The sequence below is a fragment of the Amycolatopsis sp. NPDC003865 genome, assembly GCF_053605345.1.
This window is the reverse complement of sequence record NZ_JBSGJA010000019.1, coordinates 206,930-220,846: the sequence shown is the minus strand read 5'-3', so window position 1 is coordinate 220,846 and position 13,917 is coordinate 206,930. Positions and strand designations below refer to the sequence as shown.

Genomic DNA, 13,917 nt, shown 5'->3' with positions numbered 1-13,917 from the left:
CCGCTCCGCCGGTTCGGGGAGCCGGGGCTCGGAGAATCGATCAGGCACGGTACGTTGGCAGCTACACGTTCTTGAGTACTAGGCATCACAGCATGTGTGGAGGAGAGCTCAGGTGAGCACGAACGACGGGCCCGGCGGCGTTCCCCCGGAGCAGTCTCCGGAGCGGACCTCTGTCTTCCGGGCCGACTTCCTGGCCGAAGCCGAAGGTCACGAGCCCGCCCCGGCCGCGGAGGCGCCGGTCCAGGGTGTCGACGCCCTGCCGCCGGGTTCGGCCCTGCTGGTCGTGAAGCGCGGGCCCAACGCGGGTTCGCGGTTCCTGCTCGACCGCGACACCACCAGCGCCGGGCGGCACCCGGACAGCGACATCTTCCTGGACGACGTCACGGTCTCCCGGCGGCACGCGGAGTTCCGGCGCGAGGGCGGCGAGTTCGTCGTCATCGACGTCGGCAGCCTCAACGGCACCTACGTCAACCGCGAGCCGGTCGACCAGGCCGTTCTCGCGGGCGGCGACGAGGTGCAGATCGGCAAGTTCCGCCTGGTCTTCCTGACCGGCCCGGGTCACGGGGGCCAGGGGGCGCAGTGACGGCGGCCGGGCGGCCACAGAACCACGGACTGAGCATCGGGGCGGTACTCGCGCAGCTGCGCGGGGACTTCCCCGATGTCACCATCTCCAAGATCCGGTTCCTCGAAGCGGAAGGCCTGGTCACGCCGGGCCGGACGCCTTCGGGCTACCGGCAGTTCGCCGCGGCGGACGTGGAGCGCCTGCGGTTCGTCCTGGCCGCCCAGCGGGACCACTACCTCCCGTTGAAGGTCATCAAGGAGCAGCTGGACGCGGTGGATTCGGGCGCCGAGCCCACCGCGGCCCTGCCCCGCCCGCCGCGCCGGCTGGTGCCGATCGACGCGCCGGCGGAGAACGTCGGCCTGCCCGTGGCGGAAGACTTCGCCACCGGCAAGGACCTGCGCCTGACCCAGGAGGAGCTCCTGGAGCAGGCCGGCATCGACGCCGCCGCGCTGGCCGAGCTGCAGCAGTACGGCCTGGTCCGGCCCGGCCCCGCCGGGTTCTTCGACCCGGACGCGGTGCTGGTCGCCCGGACGGTGAAGGCGATGACCGAATTCGGTATCGAGCCGAGACACCTGCGTGCCTTCCGCGCCGCGGCCGACCGCGAGGTCGGGTTGCTGGAGCAGATCGTGACCCCGGTGTATCGGCACCGTGACCCGGAAGCGAAGTCCAGGGCCGACGAGGTGGTCCGGGAGGTCGCGGCACTGTCCGTGACGCTCCACACGCTCCTCGTCAAGGCGGGAATCCGCGGCGTCACGGGGTGTTGATCCGTAACGGGGCAGTGAGATCCTCTTTGCGGTCCCATGTCAATGACTGAATGTTCGGTGCCGCATGCCGTACCGTGAAGGCAGGGGTTTGCGGCAGGCGAACCGAGATAGTCTCGACAGCGAGCACAGCGTGGGAATGACGGGTAGCGTCGGCAGTGGCGGCGCCGAAACGTTCCAGCACCTGCGCCCGCGTGCACGAGAGGGAGGCGAAGCCCGATGAGCGAGATGCGCGTCGTCGGTGTGCGGGTCGAGCTGCCCGCGAATCAGCCGATCTTGCTGCTGCGGGAGACCGAGGGTGAACGGTACCTGCCGATCTGGATCGGCTCGGTCGAAGCGACCGCCATCGCCTTGGAGCAACAGGGAGTCCGGCCCGCCCGTCCGCTGACCCATGACCTGCTGAAAGAGGTCATCGGGGCACTCGGCCGGGAGCTCGAGCAGGTCGTCATCACCGACCTCAAGGAAGGCACGTTCTTCGCGGAACTGGTCTTCGACGGCGACATCCGGGTGTCCGCCCGGCCGAGCGACTCGGTCGCGCTGGCCCTGCGGATCGGCGTCCCCATCCACGCCGTGGACGCGGTACTGGAAGAGGCCGGCCTGATCATCCCGGACGAGCAGGAGGACGAGGTCGAGAAGTTCCGCGAGTTCCTCGACTCCGTGTCGCCCGAGGACTTCCGGGGTGCGGATACGTGAGAACTTGCCTTGACGCGGACGGCAACGTCTAGCGTCGGGGCATGCGGATCGGAGAACTTGCGCAGCGCACGGGTGTGACCACCCGTGCGCTGCGTTTTTACGAGTCCCAGGGTCTCCTGGCGGCGCGTCGCGCGGCGAACGGCTACCGCGAGTACGACGAGGAAGACCTGCAGCTGGTCAAGGAAATCCAGACCCTGCAGACGGTCGGCCTGACCCTGGAGGAGACCCGCCCCTTCGTCGAGTGCCTGCGCAGCGGCCACGAAACCGGCGACTCCTGCGCCAGTTCGATCGAGGTCTACCGCCGCAAGCTCGAAGAAGCCGACGCGCTTCTCGCGCGGCTCGGCGGCATCCGCGGCGAACTGGCCGCGAAGCTCGCCGGCGCCCTCGCGCGGCAAGCACCCGATCCGTGTGTCGTCCGCCCACGCCCGTGAAGGAGCTCCTCGTGTCCGAAAACACCACAGTCAGCGAAGTCACCGACGCCACGTTCGCGGAGGTCGTCGGCAGCGACGTCCCCGTGCTGGTCGAGTTCTGGGCCACCTGGTGCGGCCCGTGCCGGATGGTCGGCCCGGTGCTCGAGCAGCTGGCCGCCGAACGGGCCGGGAAACTCGCCGTCCGCAAGATCAACGCCGACGAGAACCCGGAGACCACCCGCTCCTACCAGGTCATGTCGTTGCCGACGATGATCCTGTTCCGCGGTGGCGAGCCGGTCGAGACGATCGTCGGCGCGTTCCCCCAAGGCCCGCATCGAAGACCGCCTCGACCGGGCCCTCACGGCGCCGTCGCTTTGACGAAGGCGGCCGCCACCTCACGCCCGTACTTCTCCAGGTCGAGCGACGGGTCGGCCGCGTACGCCGCGGCCACCCCGTCGATCGCCTGCGCGACGGACATCGCCATCACCTCCGGCGTGAACTCGCCGAACACCCCCTCGGCCTGACCCTGCTTCAGCTGACGGGCGAGGCCGTGCACGCGCATGTCGTCGACCAGCACCTTCGTCATCACCCAGCCGTCCTCGTCGTCGGCGTTGGCCGACAGCTCGGTCAGCGCGCGGACGCACTCCGGGTACGCGCGCAGGAACGCGATCGACGTCTCGATGTGGGCCCGCAGGTAGCCGGGCCGGTCCGCGGGGTCGACCCCGCCGCCGGTGCGCTCCTTCAGGAACTCGTTCTTCGTCTCGACGACCGTGCTCAGCACGGCCTGCATCAGGCCGGCCTTGTTCGTGAAGTGGTAGGAGATCAGCCGGGTGCTGCTGAGCCCGGCCCGCTCCTTGATCTTGGCGAACGTCGTCTTGCGGTACCCGAGGTCGGCGAGGACGCCGATGGTCGCCCCGATGATCTGCGCGCGGCGGGCCGCCTCGGTGACGCTGAGCCCCAGTTCCGCCATGAGGTCGGTGTTTACTTGCATGAGTAAAAAGTTACTCGGATGAGTAAAACCGCGCAAGAGGTTTGAACCACCGTCGTGGGGGTACGGCGAACGGTGCAAAGGCTCATCCGACCGTTGAGGCTTGCCGCGCGTCGCGTTGACCGGCACTGTCCGGGCGCTTACCGTCGAAGGAGGTAAATCGCCACGGTGTGATTCACGGTCTGGGGCCGGACCGTGGCGGTTGATCTCCGGCGGGTCCCGCTCCTGGGACTCCTCCGGCTGTCATTCGCCGGCCGCCAGGTCGGGCGAGGGGAGGCTTGCGTGGTCGAGGCTGGTTCCGAGAAGCAGCCTGTTGAGGTCGCGAGTGGCGAGCAGGGTGAGCTGTTCCCCGACAACTCGCTGCCGGACGAGCTGGTGGGCTACCGCGGCCCGGCGGCGTGCCAGATCGCGGGCATCACCTACCGCCAGCTCGACTACTGGGCCCGGACGAAGCTGGTCGCACCCAGCATCCGCACCGCACACGGCTCCGGCTCGCAGCGGCTGTACTCGTTCAAGGACATCCTGGTCCTCAAGGTCGTCAAGCGGCTGCTGGACACCGGGGTCTCGCTGCAGAACATCCGCGTCGCCGTCGACCACCTGCGCGTGCGCGGAGTCCGCGACCTCGCGCGCGTGACGCTGTTCTCCGACGGCACCACCGTCTACGAGTGCACCTCGCCGGAGGAGATCGTCGATCTGCTCCAAGGCGGCCAGGGCGTCTTCGGCATCGCGGTCAGCGGCGCCATGCAGGAAATCAGCGGCACCATCCACGAGTTCCCGGCCGAACGCGCCGACGGCGGCGTCGTCGAGACCCACGAACCGGACGAGCTGACCCAGCGCCGCAACGCCCGCCGGACCGGGTGATCACCGCCGCGGGGGTGCGAGTAAGGTTCTCCCCGCGGTCGACGAATCCGCGCGGGAGAGTCCGAGTCACACCTTGAACTCGGCGCCGAAGGAGCAAGTCCTCCCCGGAACCTCTCAGGCACCCTGGACCGCGCGGACGAGACGCCTCTGGAAAGCGGGTCGTCAGGACACAACCTGATGGCCCCGCCGACGGTGCAAGCCCGGCTCAACCTCGGGCGAAACTCTCAGGCGCCCCTCGGGGTCAGACAGAGCGGGGAGGACCAGGACACTGCCGTCCCGGTCCACCCCCGCTGTCCCCAGGAGGCCATCGTGGATCCGTCACTTGCCTCGCTGGAACAGGGCATCCCCTTCGCCGACCGGCACATCGGGCCCGGCCCCGGCGAACTCCGCCGGATCCTCGACGTCATCGGCGTCACCTCTCTCGACGAGCTCTCCGAGCGTGCCGTTCCCGAATCGCTCCGCCGGTCCGCGCAGCCGCTCGAACTCCCGCCCGCCGCCACCGAAGCCCAGGCGCTCGCCGAACTGCGCGAGCTCGCCGGCCGCAACCGGCCCATGGTGCAGATGATCGGGCTCGGCTACCACGACACCGTCACCCCGCCCGTCATCCGGCGCAACGTCCTCGAGAACCCCGCCTGGTACACCGCCTACACGCCGTACCAGCCGGAAATCTCCCAAGGCAGGCTCGAAGCGCTGCTCAACTTCCAGACCATGGTCGCCGACCTGACCGGCCTGCCGGTCGCCAACGCCTCGATGCTCGACGAAGCCACCGCGGCCGCCGAAGCCATGACCCTCGTGCGCCGGGCGGGCACATCGCCGTCGAACCGGTTCGTCGTCGACGAGGACACCCTCCCGCAGACCCTCGCCGTGCTCCGCACCCGCGCCGAGCCGCTCGGCATCGAGCTGGTCGTCGAAGACCTCTCCCAGGGACTCACCGGGCTCGGGCTCGGCGGCGACTTCTTCGGCATCCTGCTCGCCTACCCCGGCGCCTCGGGTGCGGTGCGCGAGCCGGACCTGACGATCGCCGATGCCAAGAAGCACGGCGCCGCCGTGGTCGTCGCCGCCGACCCGCTCGCCCTGACCCTGCTGCGGCCGCCCGGCGAGCTCGGCGCCGACGTCGCCGTCGGGTCGACTCAGCGGTTCGGCGTCCCGCTCGGCTTCGGCGGCCCGCACGCCGCCTACCTCGCCGTCCGGAAGGGCCTCGAGCGGCAGCTGCCGGGACGGCTCGTCGGCGTGTCGACCGACGCCGACGGCGCGCCCGCGTACCGGCTCGCCCTCCAGACGCGGGAGCAGCACATCCGCCGCGAGAAGGCGACCTCGAACATCTGCACCGCGCAGGTCCTCCTGGCGGTGATGGCGTCGATGTACGCGGTCCACCACGGGCCCGACGGCCTGCGCGACATCGCGCTGCGCGCCCACCGGATGGCCACGGTGCTCGCCGCCGGGCTCTGCGAAGGCGGTGTCGAGGTCGTGCACGGCGAGTTCTTCGACACCGTCGTCGCGGCCGTCCCCGGCCGGGCGGACACGGTCGTCGACGCGGCCCGCGACCTCGGCGTCAACCTCCGGCGCGTCGACGACGACCACGTCGGCGTCGCCTGCGACGAGACGACGACCCGCGAGCGGCTTTCCCGGGTGTGGAAGGCGTTCGGCGTCTCGGTGTCCGATGTGTACGGTCTGGACGCCGACACCGCCGACGCGCTCCCCGCTCCGCTGCGCCGCACGAGCGAGTTCCTCACCCACCCGGTGTTCCACGCCCACCGCTCGGAAACCGCGCTGCTGCGCTACCTGCGGCGGCTCGCCGACTCCGACGTCGCGCTCGACCGCAGCATGATCCCGCTCGGCTCGTGCACCATGAAGCTCAACGCCACGGCGGAAATGGAGCCGATCACCTGGCCGGAGTTCGCCGGCCTGCACCCGTTCGCACCCGCCGAGGACGCCGCCGGGCTCCTGGAGGTCGTCGCCGACCTGAGCGCGTGGCTCACGCGGATCACCGGCTACGACACGGTTTCCCTGCAACCGAACGCGGGCAGCCAGGGCGAGTTCGCCGGCCTGCTCGCGATCCGCGCCTACCACCGTTCGCGCGGCCAAGGCGAGCGGGACGTCTGCCTCATCCCGGCCAGCGCGCACGGCACCAACGCGGCGAGCGCCGTCATGGCCGGCATGCGGGTGGTCGTCGTCCGCTGCGACGACGACGGCAACATCGACCTCGGCCACCTGCGGTCCACTGTGGACGACCACCGCGCCGACCTCGCCGCGATCATGATCACCTACCCCTCGACGCACGGGGTCTACGAGGACACCATCGGCGAGGTGTGCGCGCTGGTGCACGACGCGGGCGGGCAGGTCTACGTCGACGGCGCCAACCTGAACGCGCTGATCGGCGTGGCGCAGTACGGCCGCTTCGGCGCGGACGTCTCGCACCTCAACCTGCACAAGACGTTCTGCGTCCCGCACGGCGGCGGCGGACCCGGCGTCGGCCCGATCGGCGCCCGCGCGCACCTGGCGCCGTTCCTGCCGAACCACCCCCTCCAGCCGGCGGCCGGCCCGGCGACCGGGGTCGGGCCGGTCAGCGCGGCGCCGTGGGGGAGCGCGTCGATCCTGCCGATCTCGTGGGCGTACGTCCGGATGATGGGGGCCGAGGGCCTGCGCCGCGCGACGCTCGTGGCGGTGGCCAACGCCAACTACGTCGCCCGCCGCCTCGGCGAGCACTTCCCGGTGCTGTACGCGGGCCACGGCGGGCTCGTCGCCCACGAGTGCATCCTCGACCTGCGGCCGCTGACGAAGGCGACCGGCGTGACGGTCGACGACGTGGCCAAGCGCCTCGCGGACTACGGCCTCCACGCGCCGACGATGTCGTTCCCGGTGGCGGGCACGCTGATGGTGGAGCCGACCGAGAGCGAGGACCTCGCCGAGCTGGACCGCTTCTGCGACGCGATGATCGCGATCCGCGCGGAGATCGACCGCGTCGCGGCGGGGGAGTGGGCTCTGGCGGAGTCCCCGCTGCGGCAGGCTCCGCACACCGCGCGGTGCCTCGTGGGCGACTGGGACCGGCCGTACAGCCGGGAAGTCGCGGCGTTCCCGGCGGGCCCGGCGGCGGCGAAGATCTGGCCCCCGGTCCGCCGCATCGACGGCGCGGCCGGCGACCGCAACCTGGTCTGCTCCTGCCCACCCCCGGAAGCCTTCACCGGGGGCCGGTGAGGTGGACCATCAGCTCCGTGCGGCTGGCCAGCGCCAGCTTGCGGTAGATCTGTTGCAGGTGCTTCTGGACCGTCCGGGGGCTGATGCCGAGCCGGCGGGCGATCTCCCGGTCCGGCGCGGCGCGCGCGACCAGCCCGGCCACCTCCCGTTCCCGGGCGGTCAGCACCCCGACCGGCCCGCCGGTGACCGGCCGGACCGGCGGTGGCGATTCGCGGGCGAACGCCTGGGCCAGGTGCGGCGCCAGCAGGTCCACGAGCTCACGGTCCCGCGCGGCGAACCCCGGCCGTGACCGGCTGAGCGTCAGGACCCGTCCGTGCCGGTCGTCGACCTGGACCACGCACAGCAGCTGGTCCACCGTCCCGCGCGGGCGGTAGAAGTCGGTGTACAACGGCAGCGCGCGCAGCGTCCGCAGGTCGGCCAGGTCGCTCAGCGCGGCGGACGTGCCCAGCCGCAGCGCACCGGAGCGGTAGGCCGCGAAGCCCGGGTGCTGGTGCACGTGCGCCCGGAACTCCGGGTGGCGCATCAGGTTCTGCTCCGGCCGGTCGGTGACCGTGCCGGTCAGCCTGCGCGTCGTGTGCTCGGTGCTCGTGCACGAGACGACGTCGCAGCCGATCAGCCGGCCCAGTCCGGCCAGCCCCTCGCCCGGCCCCGCCGCCTTCAGCTCGCGCACCACTTCGAGGGCGCGGTGCAGGCACCGCGCCGTCAGTTCACTGCTCACCCCAGATCCCCCTCGGTTCTCCCGGACTGGAAAGACCCGGAAGAACCGAGGGAGATACGAACCGGGTGTTACCGGGCGATCCGGACGTTCAGCGTGGTGTTCGAACCGGCGCTCACGATCGACTGGGCGATGCTGGTGATCCCGGCCGGCGCGGAGTACTGGTTGTTGTTGCTGTCGTCCTCGTCGTCGGTGTGGAAGAAGCCCGACGAGTCGACCCCCGAGAACACCAGGTAGCCGAAACCGACGTTCGGGAACGCCGTCGTCGTGGCCACCCCCGGCGCGAACAGGCAGAACCGCAGCAGCGTGTTGCTGTCGCTCACGTTCGGGAAGATGTTGCCCGAGAACGAGTTGTTGTTGCTGTCGTCTTCGTTGTCGAACCGGCGCGAGAACTCCTGCGAGCCGTTCGGGCAGTTCGCGCCGAGCTTCAGCACGGCGTAGGGCCGGAACGAGCCGGACTGCGTGACCCCGCGGAACGCGGTCCCGTCGACCCGGCAGAAGAACATCTCCGTGTTGCTCGTGCTGCTGACGGCCCCGATGAACCCGCCGCGCGAGTTCGCGTTGCCCGAGTCCTCGTCGTCCATCCGGATGACGATCGCCTCGGTGCCGACCGGGCACGACCGGCTGGACGGGATGACGCCGACATCCGTCGTCGCCGCGCTCGCGGGCGCGGCGGACACGGTGAGCGCCCCGGCCAGCGAGGCCAGCAGCAGTGCCGGAACGGTGAAGAGTCGTTTCATGGTGAGCCTTCCTCCCCGGTGCTTCATGACCCGTCCAGGACACCAATCCGGCCGGGACCGCGGCCATACGCAGTTCTGCGTACGCGCACGGCCCCCGCACAGGAACGGGAGGTAGGTTGACGCCATGGCGAATGCGCACGGTCCTGATCGGACGTCCGTGGTCGTGACCGGCGGCAGCGGCTTCATCGGCCGGGCCGTCGTGCGGGCCCTCCGCGACCAGGGCGCGGGGGTCACCGTCGTCGACCGGGTCCCGTTCCCCGAGGAGCTCGAGGGCGTCCGCGTGGTGACCGGCGACCTCCGCGACGCCGCCGTCCGCGAGGAAGCCGTGCGGCAGGGGACCACCGGGATCGTGCACCTCGCGGCGCTCACGTCGGTGCTGAAGTCGGTCGAGCTGCCCGAGGACACCTTCGCCGACAACGTCCTGGTCACCCAGGAACTCCTCGAGCTCGCCCGCGTTCGCGAGGTGCCGGCGTTCCTGCTCGCCTCGACCAACGCGGTGATCGGCGACGTCGGCACCGCGACGATCACCCCGGACCTGCCGCCGCGCCCGCTGACGCCGTACGGCGCCACCAAGGCGGCGTGCGAAATGCTGCTGTCGGGCTACGCCGGCGCGTACGGCATGACGACGTGTGCGTTGCGGTTCACCAACGTCTACGGCCCGGGAATGTCCCACAAGGACAGTTTCGTGCCGCGCATGATGCGGGCCGCGCTCGCCGGCACCGGCGTCAAGGTCTACGGCGACGGCCGCCAGCGCCGTGACCTCGTGCACGTCGACGACGTCGTCCGGGCGATCCTGCTGGCCCTCGGCAGCGGCTACTCCGGCCGGGCGATCGTCGGCGCCGGGCGGTCGGTGTCGGTGCTGGAGATGGTCGAAGCCGTGCGCGAGGTGACCGGCGCCGAACTGCCGGTCGAGCACGTCGACGCGCCCGCGGGGGAGATGCCCGCCGTGGTCGTCGACGTTTCGGCCAGTGCCGGGACCATCGGGTACCGGCCGGAGGTCTCGCTCACCGATGGCCTGGCCACGGCGTGGAAGTACTTCTCCGGCCTCGACCGTCCAAACGCGACACCGTGACCGCTTTTCCGAAGCGCCACTGGCTGCTGCTCGTTCTCCTCGTCCCGGCGATCGCCCTCCGGGTGCTGACCTGGCTCGCCTACCGGCCCGCGCTGCTGTTCATCGATTCGTTCCGCTACATCGACAACCTGCACGCGCTGCGCGCCGACCAGCTCGACCCGATCGGCTACGACCTCGTGCTGCGCCCGCTGCTGGCGGTCGGCGGGCTGGCGTGGGTCACCGCCGTCCAGCACGTCGGCGGGGTCCTGATCGCGATCGGCGTGTACGGGCTGGTCCTGCGTCTCGGCGGCCGCCCGTGGGTCGGCGCGCTCGCCGCCGCGCCGGTGCTGCTCGACGCCTACCAGCTGCAGATCGAGCAGAACATCATGTCCGAGGTGACGTTCGAGGCGGTGCTCCTGGGGCTCCTGTGGCTGCTGCTCGGCTGGGGCACCCCGGGCTGGAAACGCGCCGGCGCCGCGGGTCTGCTGCTCGGGTTCGGCGTGCTGACCCGGCTGATCGGCATCTCCCTGGCCCTGCCCCTGCTGGTCTTCCTGGTCGTCGCCGGGGGAGCGTGGCGGCACTGGGCGGGCTGGCGCCGGGCCGGCGTCGGGCTGCTCGGCCTGCTGGCCGTGCTCGTGCCGTACTCGGCGCGGGTGCATTCGGAGACCGGCAAGTGGGGACTGACCGGGCCGTCCGGGAACATGCTCTACGGCCGCACCGCCGCCGTCGCCGACTGCGCGAACCTGCACCTCGACCCGACGCTGCGGGTCTTCTGCCCGGCCGAGCCGCGCGAGACGCGGCTGGTGGACAACTACACCCACGCCGACCTCGACCCGAACTGGCCGGGCCCGCTGCCCCCGGGCGCGGACAAGGCCGCGCTGGCGCACGAGTTCGCGGTCGACGTGCTGAAGGAACAGCCCGGCGACGTCGCCGACGCGATCCTGACCGACTTCGCCAAGAGCTTCGCCTGGACCCGGGAGCAGGACCCGACCGACGTCCCGCTGGACCGCTGGCAGTTCCAGCTCACCTACCCCCAGTGGGCCGACCAGTCGCTGATCGACCTGGTCACGCAGCAGAACGACGGCGTGAACGCGAGTGTCGACCAGCCACTGGCCAAGATCCTCCGCGACTACCAGCTCGGCGGCGGGTACGTCCCGGGCGCGGTGCTGGGCATCGGCGCGATCCTGGGCCTGCTGACGGTGTTCCGCCGCAAGAAGCCCCTGGACCGGGCGCGGGCGGGCGCGCTGCTGGCGGCGTCGAGCGGGTTGGTGCTGCTCTTCGCGTCAGCGGTGTTCCAGTTCTCCTGGCGCTACCAGATCCCCGCCCTCGTGCTGCTGCCCGTGGCGGGCGCGCTCGGCTTCACCACGCTGACCTCGGCCAGCCGGAAGCGCCTCGCCGCGTTCCCCGACGACGTCGACACCGGCGCCCTCGACGACTTCCGCGGCCGCCACCCGGGACTGGAGCTGGCGCCGCTGACCGTCGTCATCGCCGCCTACAACGAAGCCGGCGGCATCGGCGAAGTCCTGGAGAAGATGCCCGACGAGTGCCTCGGCATGCGCGTGGACGTGCTCGTCGTGGTCGACGGCGGCACCGACGACACGGCCGCCATCGCCGAAGACCACGGCGCGTACGTCTGTGTGGCGCCCCGCAACCGCGGCCAGGGCGCCGCGCTGCGCCTGGGCTACCACCTCGCGGAGGAGGCCGGCGCGGAGTACGTCGTGACCACCGACGCCGACGGCCAGTACGACAACAGCGAGCTGGAAGCGCTGGTCCGCCCGGTCGTGGCGGGGACCGCGGACTTCGTCACCGGGTCCCGGCGGCTCGGGCACGAGGAGGCCGACAGCCGCGTCCGGTGGCTGGGCGTGCGCGTGTTCGCGGCGTTGGCGACGGTGCTGACCGCCCGGCGGATCACCGACACGTCGTTCGGGTTCCGCGCGATGCGGGCGGAGCTGGCCTGCTCGGTTCCGCTCAACGAGCCGCAGTACCAGTCCTCGGAGCTGCTGCTCGGCGTCACCGCGCGCGGCGCCCGGGTCGTGGAGCTGCCGATGAGCATGCGGCTGCGCAAGGCGGGCAAGAGCAAGAAGGGCGGCAGCGTCGTCTACGGCGCGAACTACGCCCGGGTCATGACCGGGACGTGGTGGCGGGGGTACGTGCTGCGCCGCGGCCGAACACGAGCCGGTCGAGCAGCGTGAACTTGACGACGAACACCAGCGCGTAACTGGCCACGTACGCGCCGTCGACGAGCACGACCCACCAGAAGTGCGGCAGGTCCAGCGGCGTCAGGAGCGAGCCGGCCAGCGTCGTCAGGCCGATCGAGGCGAGCCCGCCGAGGCCGATGACGGCCAGGTAGGGCAGCAGCTCACGGCGGACGCGCGGGCGCCCGGTGCGGCCCCACACCCAGCGGCGGGTGACCAGGAAGTTCAGCACCGCGCCGGCCGCCCAGGCCAGCGTGCTCGCCCACGCCGCGGCACCGCCGGTGGCGAGCACGGCGAGCAGGACGACCTGGCTGAGGACCGTGGCGGCGACCGACGTTGCGGCGGCGCGGGCCAGGCGGGCCCAGCCGCGGCGGCGGGTCTTCTCCGTTGTGCGGGGCCGCACGCCGTTGGTTACGGTCGTCATGTCCCCATCCTCCCCGTGGGCCCGGGAAGCCGCCGTCCGGGTCCCCTACGCATAGGAGATTCACAGCTTATTGCCAGGTCTTCATCAGCACGTGATCGATAGCGTCGGGGGCGTAAACGAGCAGGAAAGGCGGCACAATGCGGGTGCTGGTTCTCGGCGGTGACGGATATCTGGGCTGGCCGACCGCGCTGCACTTATCGGACAAAGGCCACGAGGTAGCCGTTCTCGACAATTTCGCGCGCCGCGGTTACGACGCCGAACTCGGCGTCGAAAGCCTCGTCCCGATCGAGTCCCTCGCCGGCCGGATCGCCGCGTGGGAGGAGGTCTCCGGGCGGACGATCACCAGCTACGAAGGTGACCTGCTCGACGCGGAGTTCCTGTTCGGGGCGGTGCGGGACTTCGGCCCCGACGCCGTGGTGCACTACGCCGAGCAGCGGTCGGCGCCGTACTCGATGATCGACCGCGAGCACGCGGTGTACACCCAGCACAACAACGTGATCGGCAACCTCAACCTGCTGTACGCGATCGCGGAGATCGACCCCTCGATCCACCTGGTCAAACTGGGCACGATGGGCGAATACGGCACGCCGAACGTCGACATCGAAGAAGGCTGGCTGGACCTCGAGCACAACGGGCGTTCCGATCGGGTGCTGTTCCCGAAGCGGCCGGGGTCGTTCTACCACCTGACCAAGGTGCACGATTCGCACAACATCGAATTCACCTGCCGCGCGTGGGGGCTGCGCGCGACGGACCTGAACCAGGGCGTCGTGTACGGCCAGCAGACGCCGCAGACGGCGGCGGACCCGCGCCTGGCGACCCGCTTCGACTACGACGCGGTGTTCGGCACGGTGCTGAACCGGTTCGTCATCCAGGCGGTGCTGGGGCAGCCGCTGACGGTGTACGGCAAGGGCGCGCAGACGCGGGGGCTGATCGACATCCGCGACACCGTCGAGTGCATCCGGCTCGCCGTGGAGAACCCGGCCGAGGCGGGGGAGTTCCGCGTGTTCAACCAGATGACCGAGAGCATGTCGGTGGCCGCGATCGCCGACCTCGTCGCCGACCGGTTCCCCGGTCCGGTGCAGATCGAGCACCTGGACAACCCGCGCACCGAGGCGCCGGAGCACTACTACAACGTGAAGCACACCGGGCTGGTCGGGCTGGGGCTGGAGCCGCACCTGCTTTCGGACACGCTGATCGAGTCGATGTTCGACATCGTGGGCGCCAACAAGCACCGCGTGAACCCGGAGAAGCTGCGCCCGACGGTGCGCTGGCGGGGCGCGCTGAAGGACTGACGGGTCCGTGCGGGCTCCCGGGGCCGGGAG

General features: G+C 71.0%; 13 protein-coding genes, 1 pseudogene and 1 riboswitch. Of the genes and pseudogenes, 10 read left to right on the top strand and 4 right to left on the bottom strand.

Going from position 1 to position 13,917, the window contains the following annotated elements:
- The first annotated feature begins 112 nt into the window (after positions 1-112).
- The 5 genes and pseudogenes from garA to ACWEVP_RS36740 all read left to right on the top strand — a co-directional run.
- On the top strand, positions 113-583 hold the full coding sequence (garA, locus tag ACWEVP_RS36760; RefSeq protein ID WP_086679381.1) for a glycogen accumulation regulator GarA: 471 nt from the start codon (positions 113-115) through the stop codon (positions 581-583).
- Positions 580-1,326, top strand: coding sequence for a transcriptional regulator FtsR (ftsR, locus tag ACWEVP_RS36755; protein WP_452067172.1), 747 nt, complete (start codon positions 580-582; stop codon positions 1,324-1,326). Before garA ends, ftsR begins: the two co-directional genes overlap by 4 nt.
- Before the next feature lie 216 nt (positions 1,327-1,542).
- Positions 1,543-2,016, top strand: a complete 474-nt coding sequence (locus tag ACWEVP_RS36750) for a bifunctional nuclease family protein (protein WP_009078856.1) — start codon at positions 1,543-1,545, stop codon at positions 2,014-2,016.
- A 41-nt stretch (positions 2,017-2,057) separates the two neighbouring features.
- The gene (locus ACWEVP_RS36745) at positions 2,058-2,447 is read left to right on the top strand and encodes a MerR family transcriptional regulator (RefSeq protein ID WP_452067171.1); all 390 of its coding nucleotides are present in this window, start codon (positions 2,058-2,060) and stop codon (positions 2,445-2,447) included.
- A pseudogene (locus ACWEVP_RS36740) lies at positions 2,423-2,692 on the top strand (thioredoxin family protein); the annotation flags it as partial. The gene ACWEVP_RS36745 and the pseudogene ACWEVP_RS36740, both read left to right, overlap by 25 nt.
- A gap of 92 nt (positions 2,693-2,784) precedes the next feature.
- On the opposite strand, the gene ACWEVP_RS36735 reads toward ACWEVP_RS36740, so the two are convergent.
- Entirely contained in the window at positions 2,785-3,417 is a 633-nt protein-coding gene (locus ACWEVP_RS36735) for a TetR/AcrR family transcriptional regulator (RefSeq protein WP_452067170.1), read from the bottom strand.
- Positions 3,418-3,696: 279 nt separating this feature from the next.
- Between ACWEVP_RS36735 and ACWEVP_RS36730 the strand changes: the two genes are divergently transcribed.
- Entirely contained in the window at positions 3,697-4,275 is a 579-nt protein-coding gene (locus tag ACWEVP_RS36730; RefSeq protein WP_308210239.1) for a MerR family transcriptional regulator, read from the top strand.
- Between the two features lie 42 nt (positions 4,276-4,317).
- Positions 4,318-4,416: riboswitch (glycine riboswitch) on the top strand.
- A 168-nt stretch (positions 4,417-4,584) separates the two neighbouring features.
- Positions 4,585-7,470 (top strand): aminomethyl-transferring glycine dehydrogenase, encoded by a 2,886-nt coding sequence (gene gcvP / locus ACWEVP_RS36725; protein ID WP_452067169.1) that lies wholly within the window; start codon positions 4,585-4,587, stop codon positions 7,468-7,470.
- Here gcvP and ACWEVP_RS36720 read toward each other — a convergent pair.
- Together ACWEVP_RS36720 and ACWEVP_RS36715 are read right to left on the bottom strand one after the other, a co-directional pair.
- Positions 7,454-8,188 (bottom strand): helix-turn-helix transcriptional regulator, encoded by a 735-nt coding sequence (locus ACWEVP_RS36720; RefSeq protein ID WP_452067168.1) that lies wholly within the window; start codon positions 8,186-8,188, stop codon positions 7,454-7,456. The genes gcvP and ACWEVP_RS36720 overlap by 17 nt on opposite strands.
- A gap of 68 nt (positions 8,189-8,256) precedes the next feature.
- Positions 8,257-8,925 carry a hypothetical protein gene (locus ACWEVP_RS36715; RefSeq protein WP_452067167.1) on the bottom strand — a complete coding sequence of 223 codons (669 nt, stop codon included), beginning with the start codon at positions 8,923-8,925 and terminating at the stop codon, positions 8,257-8,259.
- A gap of 124 nt (positions 8,926-9,049) precedes the next feature.
- Between ACWEVP_RS36715 and ACWEVP_RS36710 the strand changes: the two genes are divergently transcribed.
- Together ACWEVP_RS36710 and ACWEVP_RS36705 are read left to right on the top strand one after the other, a co-directional pair.
- Entirely contained in the window at positions 9,050-9,997 is a 948-nt protein-coding gene (locus tag ACWEVP_RS36710) for an NAD-dependent epimerase/dehydratase family protein (protein ID WP_452067166.1), read from the top strand.
- Positions 9,994-12,168, top strand: coding sequence for a glycosyltransferase family 2 protein (locus tag ACWEVP_RS36705; protein WP_452067165.1), 2,175 nt, complete (start codon positions 9,994-9,996; stop codon positions 12,166-12,168). Before ACWEVP_RS36710 ends, ACWEVP_RS36705 begins: the two co-directional genes overlap by 4 nt.
- Here the strand turns inward: ACWEVP_RS36705 and ACWEVP_RS36700 are convergent.
- The gene (locus tag ACWEVP_RS36700) at positions 12,098-12,595 is read right to left on the bottom strand and encodes a GtrA family protein (RefSeq protein ID WP_452067164.1); all 498 of its coding nucleotides are present in this window, start codon (positions 12,593-12,595) and stop codon (positions 12,098-12,100) included. The two genes, ACWEVP_RS36705 and ACWEVP_RS36700, sit on opposite strands and share 71 nt — an antisense overlap.
- Before the next feature lie 137 nt (positions 12,596-12,732).
- Here ACWEVP_RS36700 and ACWEVP_RS36695 point away from each other — a divergent pair, with 137 nt between their 5' ends.
- A complete protein-coding gene (locus tag ACWEVP_RS36695) occupies positions 12,733-13,887 on the top strand; it encodes an NAD-dependent epimerase/dehydratase family protein (RefSeq protein WP_452067163.1) in 1,155 nt (384 codons plus the stop codon).
- Positions 13,888-13,917: the final 30 nt, after the last annotated feature.

Bases quoted from the DNA above. Each gene is read 5' to 3' on its own strand.
- ACWEVP_RS36700 (WP_452067164.1), bottom strand. From the start codon at position 12,595: ATGACGACCGTAACCAACGGCGTGCGGCCCCGCACAACGGAGAAGACC.
- ACWEVP_RS36710 (WP_452067166.1), top strand. From the start codon at position 9,050: ATGGCGAATGCGCACGGTCCTGATCGGACGTCCGTGGTCGTGACCGGC.
- ACWEVP_RS36715 (WP_452067167.1), bottom strand. From the start codon at position 8,925: ATGAAACGACTCTTCACCGTTCCGGCACTGCTGCTGGCCTCGCTGGCC.
- ACWEVP_RS36750 (WP_009078856.1), top strand. From the start codon at position 1,543: ATGAGCGAGATGCGCGTCGTCGGTGTGCGGGTCGAGCTGCCCGCGAAT.
- ACWEVP_RS36695 (WP_452067163.1), top strand. From the start codon at position 12,733: ATGCGGGTGCTGGTTCTCGGCGGTGACGGATATCTGGGCTGGCCGACC.
- ACWEVP_RS36745 (WP_452067171.1), top strand. From the start codon at position 2,058: ATGCGGATCGGAGAACTTGCGCAGCGCACGGGTGTGACCACCCGTGCG.
- ACWEVP_RS36735 (WP_452067170.1), bottom strand. From the start codon at position 3,417: ATGCAAGTAAACACCGACCTCATGGCGGAACTGGGGCTCAGCGTCACC.